Raw genomic sequence first — 16,477 nt, forward strand, 5'->3', positions numbered from 1 at the left:
TTTGCCTCCTTAGTTGCGTGCGTGGCTCAGCTGGAAGCCTTCGATGCCTTCGAAACGGCGCAGCTCACCGGCAAGCTGCGACATCGGCGAACCGCTGTGCTTGCTCAGCGCCAGCGCCACGAAGCGCCATTCCAGCTTGCCCTTGTCCTGCGCAATCATCAGCGAGCCGCCGGCGATTTCGTAGCCCCGCTCCAGCGCCATGCGGCGCAAGGCATCCTCCTGCGGCTCGTAGCCTTCCCTGAAGCGCATGGTGATGGCAATCGCATGGCGCGAAGGCAGCCAGGCTTCGATGCGCGACAGGTAGATCATGACACCGGCCGACAGCAGCGCGAGCACGATTGCGGCCAGGTAGAAGCCCACCCCAACCAGCACGCCAATCGCCGACGAGGCCCAGATCGATGCCGCCGTCGTCAGCCCGCTGATGTTGAAACCTTCGCGCATGATGACGCCCGCGCCAAGGAAGCCGATGCCGGTAACAATGCCCTGGATAACGCGGGTGGGGTCGGCCGCAATCAGCATATGCGCGTGCCCGCCGAACCAGAAATTCGGATAGCCGCCAATCACCGTGAGCGCGGCCGATGCCATGCACACCAGGCCGTAGGTCCGCATGCCCGCCGCCCGCCCGTGATAGGAGCGTTCATAACCGACCAGCATGCCGAGCAGCAGCGCGCCCACCAGGTTCATCAGGATGACCGCATTCGTCACCACCTCAGCGGACGACCAGTACGCCCGCAGGATATCGCTCAATGGCATGTCTGCCCTTTCTTATGTCTTCTTCTTGGTGAGCTGCTTTTCAAACTCGACATCGAGCTTGCTGACGCGTTTTGGTTTCTGCGGTCCCTGCGCATTGATGAAGGCAACGAATTCGTCCAGCTCCATCGGCGGGCAAAGCGGCGGCTGGCCGGGGCCTTCGGTCAGGAAGAAGTGGCCGCTGCCGGTGCGCACCATCGAGTAGCCCTGGTTGCCGCTGCGTTCCTTCAGCCGCTCCAGCGCGTTCGATGCCCTTGTTGAACGGGAGCTCATAGCGGCTGCGTCCTTTCTTCCAGCCAGGCCAGCGCATCGCCGCTGACGTGCGGGCGCAGGCGCTCGCGCACCGTGGCGTGGTAATCGTTCAGCCACTTCACTTCATGCGGATAGAGCAGCGAAGGCTCGATGCAGCGCGTGTCGATGGGGCACAGGGTCAGCGTTTCAAAGCGCAGATATTCGCCGAATTCCGTGGTCTTCGCCGGCACGTTCAGCACCAGGTTCTCGATGCGGATACCCCATTTGCCCGGCCGGTAGATGCCCGGCTCGATCGACGTGATCATGCCCGGCTCCATGGCCGTATGCGGCTCCGGCATCATGGATGGCGAAATGACCTGCGGACCTTCGTGCACGTTCATGAAGTAGCCCACGCCGTGGCCGGTGCCGTGGCCGTAGTCGATACCGTCGGCCCAGATCGGCGCGCGCGCAATCGCGTCCAGCATCGGGGAGCGGGTGCCGCGCGGGAAGGTGGCCATGCTCAGGGCCATCATGCCTTTCAGGACCAGCGTGAAGTCGCGGCGGTGTTCCGGACCGATCTTGCCGACCGCCGTCACCCGCGTGATATCGGTGGTGCCGCCCACATACTGGCCGCCGGAGTCGATCAGCAGCAGGCCGTCGCCCTCGATCGTGGCGCAGGCTTCTTCCGTGGCGCGGTAGTGCATGATGGCGCCATTGGAACGGAAGCCCGCAATGGTGCCGAAGCTCGGGCTGATGAATCCGGGCCGGCGCGCACGCGCCGCCGTGATGTGATGGTCGATATCGACTTCCGTCAGCGGCGCGCGCTTCGCATCGGCCAGCGTTTTCTCCAGCCATGCAAAGAACTCGCACAGGGCGGCGCCGTCCTGCTCCATCGTGGCGCGCACATGCGCCGCTTCGTCATCATTCTTTTTCGATTTGGCGAAGGTGGTGGGGTTGATCGCTTCCACCACTTTCACGCCCGCAGGCACGGCCTGGCGCGTGCCGAAGGTGATACGGCGCGGGTCCAGCAGCAGCACGGCATCGGCCGGCAGCGCGGACAGGGCTGCATGCGCATCGGCATACGCCGCAAGGCGCACGCCGTCCTTCGCCAGCGCGGCTGCAACCTCCGCAGGCACCTTGCCTTCCAGGACGAACAGCGTGGCCGACTGCGCTTCCACCAGCGCATGCGCGAGGAAGATGGGGTTGTAGTTCACGTCCGCGCCGCGCAGGTTGAACAGGTAGGCCACATCGTCCAGCGTGGAGATCACATGGTGGGTAGCCCCCTGCTGCGCCATCACGGCGCGCAATTCAGCCAGTTTGGAGGCGCGGCTGCGCGTTGCGTGCGGCGGCTGGTGCTCGAACACCGGTGCATCCGGCAGGGATGGGCGGTCCGGCCACACCGCGTTAAGCAGGTCGCCCGAGGTGCGCAGCTTGACCTGCTTCGCATCCAGCGCGGACTGCAGCTGGCGCGCGATGGCAAGGCCCAGCACCGCGCCGTCCACCGCCACGGTCTGGCCGGGCTTCATGTTCTCCGCCAGCCAGTCGATGTACAGCAGGCTCGCGCCGGAAGGAATCTTCATCAGGTGCACCGAGGTGCCTGCCAGTTCCGTTTCAGCCTGCGTGAAATAGCGGCCATCGGTCCATACGCCGGCAAAGTCCTGAGTGGCGATGAAAGTGCCCACCGAGCCGGTAAAGCCGGACAGCCATTCGCGGCCCTTCCAGTGCGAGGGCAGGTACTCGGACAGATGCGGGTCTGCCGATGGCACAACGAGGGCATCGATGCCTTCGCGGCGCATGGCGGCGCGCAGGGTATCGATGCGGTTCAGGATCAGGGCGGTATGGGTGTCGGACATGGATAATTTCAGCGGTATCACTATTGGCGTAATGATACCGCGATTGCCCCCTTCCCCGCCCGCCTCAGTGCAGGGTGCGCGGCGGTTCCGGCTGCGCGGCGTGCGGGAAATCGAGGCCCGGCCGCCGCTCCACGATCTTGCGCACGGCGCCCACAATCTCGTCCTGCGCCGCATAGTGCACCATATGGCCCGCATCCGGCACCGTATGCAGCTCGCTCTGCAGCAGTTCGCGGTGCAGGCGCGCCGCATTGTGCATGGGATGGATAATCTTGTCGCCATCGCCGGTGAAGATGGCAACCGGCATGGTCAGCTCGGGATAGCGCCGGTGCAGCCCTGCCGCGGAAGGAATCATCAGCGCCGTTTCCGCCGCCTCGGCGCGCACCTGCACCGGCCGCAGCGACATCCACTTGGGCCAGCGCCGGAAGGCCGCGTCCACCGGCCGCGGACTGAATACCCGCTTCACGAAGCCTGGCCACAGCAGGCGGCCCAGCAGCGGCGATACCGTATGGCTCATGACATCGCCGAGCAGGGGAATCGCAGGCCCCGTCAGCAGGGCCGCGTCCATGCGCACGCTCGGATAGTAGTAGCCGGACAGCAGCACCAGCCCGCGCGCCAGGCCCGGATGGTCCAGCCCCATGGCGAGCGCCACCATGGCGCCCCAGGAATGGCCCAGCACCACGGCCTGCGGCACGCCGAGCTGGCGCAAGGCCTCGGCCAGCAGGCCCGCCTGCGCCTCCGGTGTCCAGATGGTGCTGCGCGGACGCTCGCTATAGCCGAAGCCCGGCCGGTCGAAGGCGATGACCCGGTGTTCATAGGCCAGCGCATCGATCAGCCCGCTCAGCCGGAAATCTTCCGAGGTCGCGCCGTTGCCGTGGAGTAGCACCACCACCGGTCCGCTGCCTTTCTCCAGGTAGTGCAGCCGCACGCCGTTCGCCGTCACGAAGCGCCCGGCCGGCGGATGGTCGCGCTCGGCCTGCCGGGTCTTGCTCCGCACCACGAAATACGCCGCCGCCAGCGCGCCTGCCGCCAGCAGCAGCTTCCTGTTTCTTCCGCTCAGCCTTTGCATTTGCTGCTCCTGAAGTCAGTCGAGTGCCAGACAGCATAAGGAGCTTGCGCGCCCGCCTCCGTTAAGGGACGAACACAGGAAGAAGTTTCTCAGGCCTCGAAGTGGCGCAGGCCTTCGAGGTCGAGGATGCGGATGCCGCCGTAGTCCACGCGCAGCAGGCCTTCTTTCTCGAGCAGCTGCAGCGCCTGGTTCGCACGCTGGCGCGAGGCGCCGGACAGCAGGCCTACTTCCTCCTGCGAAATCTGCACCAGCTTTTCGATGCCGGGATAGAGCTGGGAGTTGAACAGCGAGGCCAGGCAGCGCGCCACGCGGGTATCCGGGTCCAGCAGGCGGTCGTTTTCCACCAGGCCGATGAACTGGCCAAGCCGCTCATTGAGCTGCATCAGAAGAAAGCGCGTAAACGGCAGGCTGGTTTCCAGCAGCCAACGGAACGTCGAGATCGGCATATGCGCGATGCGCGAGTCGCGCAAGGCCATGCAGTCGTACTTGCGCAGTTCGTCTTTCAATAAAGTGCCTTCGCCGAACCAGCTGCCGGCCGGCACGCCGGTGAAGGTAACGCTCTTGCCGGTGGGCGAAAAATTATTGATCTTGACGATGCCGGAGATAACGCCAAGCCAGCTTTCAGCCGGCTCGCCCTTGCGTGAAACGAATCCGCCGCGCGGCACAAACTGCTCGTAGCACTCGGCCTCCACACGCGCCATTTGAACCGGCGTAAGCGTGTTGGCCCAGAGCGACGAGTGCAAGGATTCTGTAAGGGTTGGGAGCTTATCTTCCATTGTTGCGACGCACCATCGAAAGTCGGGCAATTGTCTTTGAAAAGACAACAATGCATGAACACACAGGCTACTATCATCCCACAAACGCAGCCTGAATCAGAAATCAATATAAGGCCCCACGAAGGGCAAAAGGAGACACTGGTGCAGACGAACGGACTCACTTTCCCGCGCCAGCTTTTGAAGCACGGCGAGGAAAGGCCGCACAAGCCCGCCTTCCGCGAGAAGTACCTGGGCATCTGGCAAAGCTGGACCTGGAGCCAGGTCAACGAAGAGGTGCGCGCGCTGGCCTGCGGCCTCGCATCGCTGGGCTTCCAGCGCGGCATGAACCTGGCCATTGTCGGCGACAACCGCCCCCGTCTTTACTGGTCGATGCTGGCCGCGCAGGCCCTGGGCGGCGTGCCGGTGCCGCTGTACCAGGACGCGCCAGCAGCGGACATGAGCTATGTGCTGGAGAACGCCGAGATCCACTTTGCCGTGGTGGAAGACCAGGAACAGGTGGACAAGATGCTGGAGCTGAAGGAGAGCTATCCCGGCATCGCGCACATTGCCTACGACGATGAGCGCGGCATGCGCCACTACACGCAGCCGGAACTGATTTCCTTTGCCCGCCTGCAGGAACTGGGCCGCGCTTACGACAAGGCGCATCCCGGCTTCTACGAAGATGCCGTCGCCGCCGGCCAGCCTTCGGACCACGCGATCATCCTGTATACCTCGGGCACCACCGGCAAACCGAAAGGCGTGTGCCAGACCCACGCGGCGCTGCTGTCCGCAGGCTTCGGCGGCACCGGCTTCGAGAAGCTGACGGACGCGGAAAACGTGCTGTCCTACCTGCCGATGGCATGGGTGGGCGATTGCCTGTTCTCGTTTGCACAGGCCATGTCCGCCGGCTTTACGGTGAACTGCCCCGAATCCGCCGATACGGTGATGACGGACCTGCGCGAGATCGGCCCCAGCTACTACTTTGCGCCGCCGCGCATCTTCGAGAACATGCTGACGCAGGTGATGATACGCATGGAGGACGCAGGCGCCGTTAAACGGCGCATGTTCCATCACTTCATGGACGTGGCGCGGCGCTGCGGCGCCGAAATCCTCGACGGCAAGCCGGTTGCGCTGGGCGACCGCATCGCTTATGCCATCGGCAAGGTGCTGGTGTACGGCCCCCTGAAGAATGTGCTCGGCCTGTCCCGCGTGCGGGTGGCCTATACCGCGGGCGCCGCCATCGGTCCGGACCTGTTCCGCTTCTACCGCTCCATCGGCGTCAACCTCAAGCAGTTCTACGGGTCCACCGAAACCTGCGCCTACATCTGCCTGCAGCCGGACGGCCAGATCAAGTTCGACAGCGTGGGCCTGCCCGCGCCGGGTGTGGACGTGCAGCTGGCGCCGAATGGCGAGGTGCTGGTGAAATCGCCGACGCTGATGCACTGCTACTACAAGCGTCCGGATGCCACCGCCGAGGCGATCGACGAGCAGGGTTTCTTCCACACCGGCGATGCCGGCGTGTTCGACCAGGATGGCCACCTGCGCATCATCGACCGCGCGGCGGATGTGGGCAAGCTGGCGGGCGGCGCCATGTTCGCGCCGAACTATATCGAGAACAAGCTGAAGTTCTTCCCCCATATCAAGGAGGCAGTGGCCTTTGGCCATGAGCGCGACAAGGTCTGCGCCTTCATCAATATCGATATGGAGGCTGTTGGCAACTGGGCGGAGCGGCGCGGCATCGCCTATTCCGGCTATACCGACCTGGCAGGACTGCCGCAGACGCGGGAACTGATCCGCGAATGCGTGGAGAAGGTCAATGCCGACCTGGCCAGCGAAGCGCTGATGGGTGAAACCCAGATCCATCGCTTCCTCGTGCTGCACAAGGAGCTGGACCCGGACGACGACGAGCTGACCCGCACGCGCAAGGTGCGCCGCAAGTTCATCGCGGAGAAATACGGCGTGCTGATCGACGCGCTTTACAGCGGCAAGTCATCGCAGTTCATTGAAACGCTGGTCAAGTTCGAGGACGGACGCACCGGCATGGTGTCTGCCGACCTGCAGATTGTGGATGCGAAGACCTTCCCTGTCGTGGCGCAGCGGGCCGCATGAGCGAGGACAACACCATGCAAATGAATGAACCGGGTGCGCATTTCGGCACGGGGCGCCAGATCGGGCCCGTGATACTGGACCTGCGCAATATCTCGCTGGCTTTCGGCGGCGTGAAGGCGCTGACGAATATTTCCTTCGATGTGAGGCAGCACGAGATCCGCGCCATTATTGGCCCGAACGGCGCGGGCAAGAGCTCGATGCTGAACGTGATCAATGGCGTGTACCGCCCGCAGCAGGGCGAGATCATCTACCGCGGGCAGCACCGCAAGGGCATGGACTGCTATGCGGCGGCCAAGTCGGGCATCGCACGCACCTTCCAGAACATTGCGCTGTTCAAGGGCATGACGGTGCTGGACAACATCATGACGGGCCGGAACCTGAAGATGAAGTCCAGCTTCCTGATGCAGGCGCTGTACTGGGGCCCGGCGCGGCGCGAAGAGATCGAGCACCGCAAGAAGGCCGAGGAAATTATCGACTTCCTTGAAATCCAGCATATCCGCAAAACGCCGGTGGGACGGCTGCCTTACGGGCTGCAGAAGCGCGTGGAGCTGGGCCGCGCGCTGGCCGCCGAGCCGGAGATTCTGCTGCTGGATGAACCGATGGCCGGCATGAACGTGGAAGAGAAGCAGGACATGTGCCGCTTCATCCTCGACGTGAACGACCAGTTCGGCACCACCATCGTGCTGATCGAGCACGATATGGGCGTGGTGATGGATATCTCGGACCGCGTGGTGGTGCTCGATTACGGCAAGAAGATCGGCGACGGCACGCCGGACGAAGTGCGCAGCAATCAGGATGTGATCAATGCCTATCTCGGAGTGGCGCATTAAATGGACATCAATTTCTTTTTCGAGGTGCTGATCGGCGGCCTGCTGTCCGGCGTGATGTATGCGCTGGTGGCGATCGGCTTCGTGCTGATCTACAAGGCATCCGGCGTATTCAACTTTGCGCAGGGCGCCATGGTGTTCTTCGCCGCGCTGACCTGCGTCGGACTGATGGATAAATTCGGCATGTCGCTCTGGCTCGCAATTCCGGCCACCATGCTGGCGATGGTCATCCTCGGTTTCGCCATCGAGCGCGTGGTGCTGCGGCCGCTGGTCAACCAGCCGGAAATCACACTGTTCATGGCCACCATCGGCCTCGCCTTCTTCCTGGAAGGCCTGGCGCAGCTGATGTGGGGCTCTCAGGTGCACAAGCTTGACCTGCCGATTGAAGATGTCCCCCTGCAGTACCTGATGGACAAGTTCAACATCATCGTGTCGCAGTTCGACGTGATGGCGGCAGCGATCTGCGGCGTGATGGTGATCGCCCTCGCGCTGATGTTCGCCTACACCAAGGTAGGCCGCGCCCTGCGCGCGGTGGCGGACGACCACCAGGCCGCGCTGGCCGTCGGCATTCCGCTGCAGCGCGTGTGGGCCGTGCTGTGGGCCGTCGCCGGCCTGGTAGCGATGGTGGCCGGCATGCTGTGGGGCGCGCGTAACGGCGTGCAGTTCGCGCTGACCTTCATTGCGCTGAAAGCCCTGCCGGTGCTGATCCTCGGCGGCTTCACCTCCGTGCCGGGCGCGATCGTGGGCGGCCTGATCATCGGCGCATCCGAAAAACTGGCCGAAGTCTATATCGGCCCCTTCGTCGGCGGCGGCATCGAGGGCTGGTTCCCTTATGTGCTTGCGCTGCTGTTCCTGCTGGTGCGCCCTGAAGGGCTGTTCGGCGAAAAAATCATCCGGAGGATCTGAAGATGTTTTACCGTGAAGCCGGACAATTCAAGACCAGCTACGAAGCCGATGGCCAGATCCTGCCCATCCGGCAGGACCGCATCGCGCTGATCGCCACCATTTCGCTGGCCCTGCTGGTGCTGCCGATGTTTGCCTCGCCCTACATGCTGTCGGCAATCCTGATTCCCTTCCTGATCTTCTCGCTGGCGGCGCTGGGCCTGAACATCCTCACCGGCTATGCCGGCCAGCTCTCGCTGGGCACTGCCGCTTTCATGGCGGTCGGCGCCTTCTCGGCATGGAATTTCGTGGCCCGCATTCCCGGCATTCCGATGCTGCTGGCCTTCGTGCTGGGCGGCCTGTGCGCGGCCATGGTCGGCATTGCATTCGGCCTGCCGTCGCTGCGCATCCGCGGCTTCTACCTTGCCGCCTCCACGCTGGCCACGCAGTTCTTCGTGGTGTGGTGCCTGACCAAGATCTCCTGGCTCACCGGCGGCAGCGCCTCCGGCGTGATCACGGCGCAGAAGATCGAGATTCTCGGCTACGCCTTCGATACGCCGGCGCGCAAATACGTGCTGGTGCTGGTGGTGGTCGCGCTGATGGCGCTGCTGGCCAAGAATATGGTGCGCTCCAACGTGGGCCGTTCCTGGATGGCCGTGCGCGACATGGACGTGGCGGCGGAGGTGATCGGCTTCCGCCTGATGCGCACCAAGCTGCTGGCTTTCGCCGTCAGTTCCTTCTACTGCGGCGTGGCAGGCGCGCTGTATGCCTTCGCCTACCTGGGCACGGTGGAACCGGAAGCCTATAACCTCGATCTATCCTTCCGCATCCTGTTCATGATCATCATCGGCGGCGTAGGTTCGATTCTCGGCTCCTTCCTCGGCGCGGCCTTCATTGTGGTGCTGCCGATCTTCCTCAATGTCGTGGCGCACGGCCTGGCGCTGCCGACCAGCGTTGCATCCAACCTCGAACTGATGGTGTTCGGGGCCCTGATTATTTTCTTCCTGATCGTGGAACCGCACGGTCTGGCGCGTTTGTGGCAAATCGGTAAAGAGAAGCTTCGCCTGTGGCCCTTCCCCCACTAAGGCATATAACAAATCACAAAAGGAGATAGCAATGAAGGCTCTTAAATCACTGGTCGTTGGCGCAGCACTGCTGGGTTCCGTAGCGGGAGCCTGGGCGCAGGCGCAGGAGCAGTTCGTGGCGCTGCCGTCCTACCGCATCGGCTCCTACGCGGCAGGCGGCTCCGGCTTCTATGGCGGCATCATCGACTACTTCAATCTCGTGAATGCCGCGGGCGGCGTGAACGGCGTGAAGATCGCGTGGGAAGAATGCGAAACCGAATACAACCCTTCGCGCGGCGTGGAATGCTATGAGCGCCTGAAGACCAGCCACGGTGGCGCCACGCTGGTGGAGCCGCTGTCCACCGGCATCGCCTACGGCATTCTCGACCGCATCCCGCAGGACAAGATTCCGATGACGATGCTGGGCTATGGCCGTTCCGACGCAGCCAACGGCAAGGTATTCCCCTATGTGTTCCCGCTGATCTCCAGCTACTGGAGCCAGGCGGCAGGCATGATCAAGTACCTCGGCGACAAGAGCGGCGGCATGGCCAAGCTGAAAGGCAAGAAGATCGTGCACCTGTACCACGATTCCGCCTTCGGCAAGGAACCGCTGCCGGTGCTGGAGGCGCTGGCTGCGCAGCACGGCTTTGAACTGATCAAGATTCCGGTGGCGCCGCCGGGCAGCGAGCAGCAGGCGCAATGGCTGCAGATCCGCCAGGCGCGGCCCGACCATGTGATCCTGTGGGGCTGGGGCGTGATGAACTCCGTCGCCATCAAGACCGCGCAGCGCAACGGCTTCCCGCGCGACAAGATCCTCGGCGTGTGGTGGGCCGGTTCGGAGGAGGACACCGTGCCTTCCGGCGATGCGGCAAAAGGCTATACCGCCATGTCCTTCAACACGCCTGGCAACTATCCGGTGCTGGATAGCATCCGCAAAACCGTGTACGGCGGCGGCAAGGGCAACCTGCAGGATCCGAAACGCATCGGCACCGTGTATCACATGCGCGGTGTTACCGCGGGCATCCTGTTCGTGGAAGCGATGCGCACCGCACAAGCCAAGTTCGGCAAGGGCAAAGCCGTCACCGGCGAGCAACTGCGCTGGGGCCTGGAGAACCTGAATATCGACGCCGCCCGCCAGAAGGAAATCGGCGCCGTCAATATGTTCCCGACCGTGAAAACCTCCTGCGAGGATCACGAAGGTTCCGGCGCCGTGAAGGTGCAGCAGTGGGATGGCAGCAAGTGGGTGCCGATCACGCCGAACTGGATCGTGGGCGACAAGGCGCTGGTGCGCAAGCTGGTTGAGGATTCTTCCAACAAGTATGCGGAAGAGAAGAAGATCACCCCGGCCTGCATGAAGTAAGCAATGACACCGGCGCGGCTGCGGCCGCGCCGGTGCAAGGACATCAAGATGACCACAATGCCTTATCTGTCGGTGAACAATATCGAGGTGATTTACGATCACGTCATCCTCGTGCTCAAGGGCGTGTCGCTGCAGGTCCCGCAAGGGAAGATCGTGGCGCTGCTGGGTGCGAACGGCGCCGGCAAATCGACCACGCTGAAAACCATTTCCACGCTGCTGCGTGGAGAGCGCGGCGACGTAACCAAGGGCGAAGTGCAGTTCAAGGGCGAGCGCATCGACCAGCTCACGCCCAATGAACTGGTGAAGCGCGGCTTGTCGCAGGTGATGGAAGGCCGCCACTGCTTCGGCCACCTCACCATCGAGGAGAACCTTCTGACGGGCGCCTACACTCGCAGCGCCTCCCGCGCCGAACTTCGCGAGTCGCTGGACAAGGTCTACCACTACTTCCCGCGCCTGAAGGAACGGCGAAGCAGCCAGGCGGGCTACACCTCCGGCGGCGAACAGCAGATGTGCGCCATCGGGCGTGCGCTGATGGCGAAACCTTCGATGATCCTGCTGGATGAGCCTTCGATGGGCATCGCGCCGCAGATCGTGGACGAAATCTTCGGCATCGTCAAAGACCTGAACACGAAGGAGAACGTGTCCTTCCTGCTGGCCGAGCAGAACACCAATGTGGCGCTGCGCTATGCGGACTTTGGCTACATCCTGGAAAACGGCCGCGTGGTGATGGAAGGCGAGGCCACGGAACTGGCCAATAACGAAGACGTGAAGGAGTTCTACCTCGGCGTGTCCGGTGCGGGCCGCAAGAGCTTCCGCGACATGAAATTCTACCGCCGCCGCAAACGCTGGCTGGCCTGATTGCACGATGAACCTGAACAAAGCAAAGCAAGCCTGCCGCAAGCTGCCCGGCGCCACGGAAGACATCAAATGGGGCGCGACGCTTGTGTTCTCGGTGGGCGGCAAGATGTTCGCCGCCATGGGCGCCGAGGACGGTGCGAGCCGCATCAGCCTCAAGGTCGATGATGACCGCTTCCTGGAGCTGACCGACAGGCCGGGCATCATCCCTGCGCCCTACCTGGCGCGCGCGAAGTGGGTGATGATCGAAGACCTGAAGGCTGTCAGCGATGCGGAAGCCGCGCAAATGCTGAAACGCGCGCATGAACTGGTGTTCGCCAAACTGACCAAGAAACTGCAACGTGAAATAGAAGGAGCGGCATGATGGCCGACACGCTCGACAGCCTCGAAACGCGCGATCCCGCGCAGCGTGAACGCGAGCTGATGCAGCGGCTGCCCGGACTGGTGGCGCTGGCCAAGCGCGCGCCCGGCTGGGCGCACATTCTGGACGGCATCGATCCCGCCAGCATCAACAGCCGCGAGGCGCTGGCACGCCTGCCTGTCACGCGCAAATCGGAACTGAAGGAGCTGCAGCAACGCGATAAGCCGTTCGGCGGGCTGACCAGCACCGCGCCGCGCTCGCTCTCGCGCATCTATATGTCGCCCGGGCCGATCTTCGATGCCGAAGGCCGCGCGCCGGACTGGTGGCGCTTTTCCCGCCCCATGTTCGCGGCCGGCGTGCGCGCCGGCGGCCTGCTGCAGAATTGCTTCTCCTACCACTTCACGCCGGCCGCCTTCATGGTGGAAGCCGGCGCCGCGCATCTGGGGTGCACGGTGATCCCGGCCGGCAGCGGCCAGACCGAGATGCAGGTGCAGGCAATGGCCGACCTCAAGCCGGACACCTATGTCGGCACGCCCTCCTTCCTGAAGATCATTATCGAGAAGGCGCGCGAGATGGGCGCCGATATCAGCAGCGTGCGGCGCGCCATGGTGAGCGCGGAGGCGCTGCCCGAATCGCTGCGGCGCTGGTTCGCCGAGCACGGCGTGCCGGATGTGGTGCAAGTCTACGCCTCTGCGGACCTGGGCAATATCGCCTACGAAACGCGCACCAGCGGCGTGCTCAATCCGGGCATGGTGCTGGACGAGGAAGTGATACTCGAAATCGTGCGTCCCGGCTCCGGCGAGCCTTTGCCGCCGGGCGAAGTAGGCGAAGTGGTGGTGACGGTGTTTAACCCTGACTACCCGCTGATCCGTTTCGCCACCGGCGACCTCTCCGCCATCATGACGGACATGCCGCCCTCCCCCTGCGGCCGCACCAATACGCGCATCCGGGGCTGGATGGGCCGTGCCGACCAGACCACCAAGGTACGCGCCATGTTCGTGCATCCCTCGCAGGTGAACGAGATCGTGCGGCGCCACCCGCTGATCGGCAAGGCGCGCCTCGTCATCTCCGGCAAGATCGCCGATGAGACCATGACGCTGCATTGCGAGGTGGACGATCCGTCCCGCGCCGACGATGCCGCCATCGTGTCCTGCATCCGCGACGTGACCAAGCTGCGTGGCGATGTGCAGTTCGTGGCACGGGGAAGCCTGCCAAATGACGGCAAGATCATCGACGATGCGCGTGATTACAGCTAGTTAGCCAAGCCAATTCGAATATCGGATAATTGAGGCATTGTTCACTTGCCGTTCAATCATCATGCAAGACTTTCACCATAACCGCGCCCGCGCGCTGCTGCAAAACGCCGAAGAGATTTTCAGCAAGGAGGCCGTGCAGGACGCGGTGCGCTCCGTCGCCGACACCCTGAACTCGCGCTTTGCAAACGAAGAAGAATTCCCGCTGGTGCTGGGCGTCATGGGCGGCGCCGTCGTGTTCACCGGCAGCCTGCTGCCGCAGCTGGCCTTCCCGCTCGAATTCGACTACATCCACGTAACGCGCTACGGCGATGAAGACCGCGGCGGCGAAGTGGTGTGGAAGGTGATCCCGCGCCAGAACGTTGCGGGCCGCACCATCATCGTGGTGGACGATATTCTCGACGAAGGCGAAACGCTGGCGCATGTGAAGCAGCGCCTGCTGGATATGGGCGCAAAGGACGTGATCATCACCGTCTTCGCGGACAAGGACATCGGCAAGCGCAAGCCGGTGAAGGCCGATATCGTCGGCCTCACCATTCCGAACAAGTTCGTGGTCGGTTTCGGCATGGATGTTTACGGCTACTGGCGCAACCTGCCGGGCCTGTGGGCGATCCGCACCGAGGATCTGAGCCCACAGTCGTAAGGGCCTAGCCCAGCGCCAGGCGGCTGCGTGCTGCCTGGTACTCCGCCTTCAGGCGCTCTACCATTTCGGCGACGCCCGGCACATCGTCCATCAGGCCGACGCCCTGGCCAGCGCCCCAGATATCGCGCCAGGCCTTGGCGCTGCCGGAGCCGAAGCTCATCTTGCTCTTGTCCGATTCCGGCAGCGCTGCCGGATCGAGGCCTGCCGCAACGATGGATTTCTTCAGGTAGTTGCCGTGCACGCCGGTGAACAGGTTGGTGTACACGATATCCGCCGCAGCCGATTCCACGATGGCGTCACGGTAGGCGTCGCTCACATTGGATTCCTTCGTGGCCAGCCAGCGCGAGCCGATATAGGCAAAGTCGGCGCCCATGGCCTGCGCCGCCAGGATCGCGTCACCGGTCGCGATGGAGCCGGACAGCGCGACCGGTCCCTTGAAGAACTTGCGCACCTCGCCGACCAGCGCGAATGGCGACAGCGTGCCCGCATGGCCGCCGGCGCCGGCCGCAACGAGGATCAGGCCATCGACGCCTGCTTCCAGCGCCTTCTCCGCATGGCGGATCGAGATCACGTCATGCATCACGATGCCGCCGTAGCTGTGGATAGCATCCATCATCTCTTTCGGCGGCGCGCGCAGCGAAGAAATAATGATCGGCACCTGGTGCTTCACGCAGACTTCCACATCATGCGCGAGGCGGTCGTTCGACTGGTGGACGATCTGGTTGACGGCGATCGGGCCTACCTTCTTGTCCGGATGCGCTGCCTGGTAATCGGCGAGTTCCTTCTGCAGGTCGGTCAGCCAGGTATCCAGCAGCTCGGCCGGGCGCGCGTTCAGCGCCGGGAAAGACCCCACAATCCCCGCCTTGCACTGCGCCGCCACCAGGGCCGGCCCGCTGGCAATGAACATCGGCGATGCGATGACGGGAAGAGACAGGTTTTGCAGCACCGTAGGCAGGGCCATGACAGACTCGCACAAAAGTTATCAATCCGCCGATTATAGACCGATAAAAGTACGATCGTGCGAATTCTAGACGCATCGCTCTAGCCCGCCTGTGACACCATGGGGTCAGACCCCATCTGTCACATGACACCGAGGGGTCTGACCCCAAGGTGTCAGCCGTCGTTGAGGAGGGTGTCGCCGTCGATGCGGGCGGCGCAGGCGCGGGTGAGCTGCTTGATGGCCCAGGCGCCGATTTCTTCGGGCGTCTTGTGCAGGTGGCGGCGGTTGGCTTCGGCCAGCACGGGCATGTTGCCGAGCAGGGAGGCTACGTCCGCCAGCTTGATCTGCTGGCGTTCGAGCAGCAGGAATTTCAGCATCACCTTTACCGCGTATTCGGCGTTGCGCACGGGGTCCGCCGACAGGAAGTCGAGGCGGCGGCGCGCGCGGTCGAGGGCCGGGCCGATGTCTTCGAACATGGCGCCATGGCCGGGCACCACGAGCTTGACGTCCAGCATGCCGATCAGGTCCAGCGTGGCGCGCGCTTCGGCGAAACCGCCGTCGCCTTCGAGCTCGGGGAAGATCACGCCGAAGCCGTTCTGCCACAAGGCGTCCGCCGACAGCAGCAGCTTGTGCTCCGGCGCGTAGTAGATCACCGAATGCGCATGGTGGCCGGGCGCGCCCAGCACCTGCCATTCCACGTCGCCCAGCTTCAGCACATCGCCCGGATTGACTACGCCATCCACCGTGAAGCGCGCGCATTGCTGGCCCGTCGCTTTGAAGGTGAGCTTGTCTTCATCCCAGTGCCGCACTTTTTCTTCTTCCGCAGCAGGGATGAAGGTGTCGCAGCCGAAATGGGCTTGCAGCGTGGCGTTGCCGCCGCAGTGGTCCGAGTGCAGGTGGGTGTTGTACAGGCGGTCCAGGCGGCGGCCGGCGAGCGCGTGACGCACCAGTTCCAGCGTCTGCGGCGCATGCGTGAGGTAGCCGCTGTCGAACAGCACGGTATCGTGGCGGCCAACTACCAGCACATTATTGGACGAGAGCCATCCACGCTCGAATACGTGGATGGAGGAAGGCAAAGTGCTCATCGTTTTTTCATCTGGAAGGCCAGCGATATCTTCGCGAACTCCACCAGCACTTCCTGCGAGCCGCCGTTGAAGGTGGCGAAGGCCGATCCGGTGCGCACCACAAGGCGCGGCGGGAACAGCCAGGATAGATAGGGGATGCCGATCATTTTCGCGCCGCGCACATCGCTCCAGTCCACGTGCTTGTCGTACAGCCAGGTCTGCCGGATGCCGCCTGCATCGATGGTGATGGTCGCGCGCAGGAACCAGTAATAGCTTACGCACAGCATCAGGCCTGCGCCGAGCAGCAGAAGTTTCACGCCGATGCCGAACTGCGGCAGCGGAAAGCGCCAGGCGATGCTCGCTGCATAAACGACGAGCGCCGTCGTCACCAGCGTGGCAAGGGCCTTGAAGCCCATACCGTAGGCCGGACCGGTCACAACACGTTCGGGACGGTAGAAACTCAT

General features: G+C 63.5%; 17 protein-coding genes. 9 read left to right on the plus strand and 8 right to left on the minus strand.

Translation table 11 applies throughout. The annotated features are described in order from the left end of the window. Window positions 1–9: 9 nt before the first annotated feature. From ACJRPG_RS11570 to ACJRPG_RS11590, 5 genes are all read right to left on the minus strand, one after another. Window positions 10–753 carry an MgtC/SapB family protein gene (locus ACJRPG_RS11570; RefSeq protein WP_408000233.1) on the minus strand — a complete coding sequence of 248 codons (744 nt, stop codon included), beginning with the start codon at window positions 751–753 and terminating at the stop codon, window positions 10–12. Between the two features lie 12 nt (window positions 754–765). Next, window positions 766–1,023 (minus strand): hypothetical protein, encoded by a 258-nt coding sequence (locus tag ACJRPG_RS11575; RefSeq protein WP_408000234.1) that lies wholly within the window; start codon window positions 1,021–1,023, stop codon window positions 766–768. Beyond that, window positions 1,020–2,834 carry an aminopeptidase P family protein gene (locus ACJRPG_RS11580; RefSeq protein ID WP_408000235.1) on the minus strand — a complete coding sequence of 605 codons (1,815 nt, stop codon included), beginning with the start codon at window positions 2,832–2,834 and terminating at the stop codon, window positions 1,020–1,022. The genes ACJRPG_RS11575 and ACJRPG_RS11580 overlap by 4 nt, the downstream gene beginning before the upstream one ends. A gap of 64 nt (window positions 2,835–2,898) precedes the next feature. Next, on the minus strand, window positions 2,899–3,900 hold the full coding sequence (locus tag ACJRPG_RS11585) for an alpha/beta fold hydrolase (protein WP_408000236.1): 1,002 nt from the start codon (window positions 3,898–3,900) through the stop codon (window positions 2,899–2,901). 89 nt (window positions 3,901–3,989) lie between these two features. Next, window positions 3,990–4,601 (minus strand): Crp/Fnr family transcriptional regulator, encoded by a 612-nt coding sequence (locus tag ACJRPG_RS11590; protein ID WP_408000237.1) that lies wholly within the window; start codon window positions 4,599–4,601, stop codon window positions 3,990–3,992. 213 nt (window positions 4,602–4,814) lie between these two features. Between ACJRPG_RS11590 and ACJRPG_RS11595 the strand changes: the two genes are divergently transcribed. The 9 genes from ACJRPG_RS11595 (at window position 4,815) to ACJRPG_RS11635 (ending at window position 14,009) form a co-directional block, all read left to right on the plus strand. Beyond that, entirely contained in the window at window positions 4,815–6,764 is a 1,950-nt protein-coding gene (locus tag ACJRPG_RS11595) for an AMP-binding protein (RefSeq protein WP_408000501.1), read from the plus strand. A 14-nt stretch (window positions 6,765–6,778) separates the two neighbouring features. Continuing rightward, entirely contained in the window at window positions 6,779–7,594 is an 816-nt protein-coding gene (locus ACJRPG_RS11600) for an ABC transporter ATP-binding protein (RefSeq protein ID WP_408000238.1), read from the plus strand. 6 nt (window positions 7,595–7,600) lie between these two features. Further along, window positions 7,601–8,497 carry a branched-chain amino acid ABC transporter permease gene (locus tag ACJRPG_RS11605; RefSeq protein WP_408000502.1) on the plus strand — a complete coding sequence of 299 codons (897 nt, stop codon included), beginning with the start codon at window positions 7,601–7,603 and terminating at the stop codon, window positions 8,495–8,497. Window positions 8,498–8,499: 2 nt separating this feature from the next. Continuing rightward, window positions 8,500–9,558, plus strand: coding sequence for a branched-chain amino acid ABC transporter permease (locus ACJRPG_RS11610; protein WP_408000239.1), 1,059 nt, complete (start codon window positions 8,500–8,502; stop codon window positions 9,556–9,558). Between the two features lie 31 nt (window positions 9,559–9,589). Continuing rightward, window positions 9,590–10,897 (plus strand): ABC transporter substrate-binding protein, encoded by a 1,308-nt coding sequence (locus tag ACJRPG_RS11615; RefSeq protein ID WP_408000240.1) that lies wholly within the window; start codon window positions 9,590–9,592, stop codon window positions 10,895–10,897. Between the two features lie 48 nt (window positions 10,898–10,945). Then, on the plus strand, window positions 10,946–11,755 hold the full coding sequence (locus ACJRPG_RS11620) for an ABC transporter ATP-binding protein (RefSeq protein ID WP_408000241.1): 810 nt from the start codon (window positions 10,946–10,948) through the stop codon (window positions 11,753–11,755). A 7-nt stretch (window positions 11,756–11,762) separates the two neighbouring features. After that, on the plus strand, window positions 11,763–12,116 hold the full coding sequence (locus tag ACJRPG_RS11625) for an MmcQ/YjbR family DNA-binding protein (protein ID WP_408000242.1): 354 nt from the start codon (window positions 11,763–11,765) through the stop codon (window positions 12,114–12,116). Beyond that, window positions 12,116–13,369, plus strand: coding sequence for a phenylacetate--CoA ligase family protein (locus ACJRPG_RS11630; protein ID WP_408000503.1), 1,254 nt, complete (start codon window positions 12,116–12,118; stop codon window positions 13,367–13,369). Before ACJRPG_RS11625 ends, ACJRPG_RS11630 begins: the two co-directional genes overlap by 1 nt. 61 nt (window positions 13,370–13,430) lie before the next feature. Next, window positions 13,431–14,009 carry a hypoxanthine-guanine phosphoribosyltransferase gene (locus ACJRPG_RS11635; RefSeq protein ID WP_408000243.1) on the plus strand — a complete coding sequence of 193 codons (579 nt, stop codon included), beginning with the start codon at window positions 13,431–13,433 and terminating at the stop codon, window positions 14,007–14,009. Window positions 14,010–14,013: 4 nt separating this feature from the next. On the opposite strand, the gene ACJRPG_RS11640 is transcribed toward ACJRPG_RS11635, so the two are convergent. The 3 genes from ACJRPG_RS11640 to ACJRPG_RS11650 form a co-directional block, all read right to left on the minus strand. Beyond that, window positions 14,014–14,970 carry an NAD(P)H-dependent flavin oxidoreductase gene (locus ACJRPG_RS11640; protein WP_408000244.1) on the minus strand — a complete coding sequence of 319 codons (957 nt, stop codon included), beginning with the start codon at window positions 14,968–14,970 and terminating at the stop codon, window positions 14,014–14,016. A 152-nt stretch (window positions 14,971–15,122) separates the two neighbouring features. Beyond that, complete coding sequence (locus ACJRPG_RS11645) at window positions 15,123–16,034, minus strand: MBL fold metallo-hydrolase (protein WP_408000245.1); 912 nt, start codon at window positions 16,032–16,034, stop codon at window positions 15,123–15,125. After that, window positions 16,031–16,477: a hypothetical protein gene (locus ACJRPG_RS11650; RefSeq protein ID WP_408000246.1), complete on the minus strand. Its 447-nt coding sequence runs from the start codon at window positions 16,475–16,477 to the stop codon at window positions 16,031–16,033. The genes ACJRPG_RS11645 and ACJRPG_RS11650 overlap by 4 nt, the downstream gene beginning before the upstream one ends.

The organism is Pseudoduganella rhizocola (assembly GCF_045984285.3).
GTDB lineage: Bacteria > Pseudomonadota > Gammaproteobacteria > Burkholderiales > Burkholderiaceae_D > Rugamonas.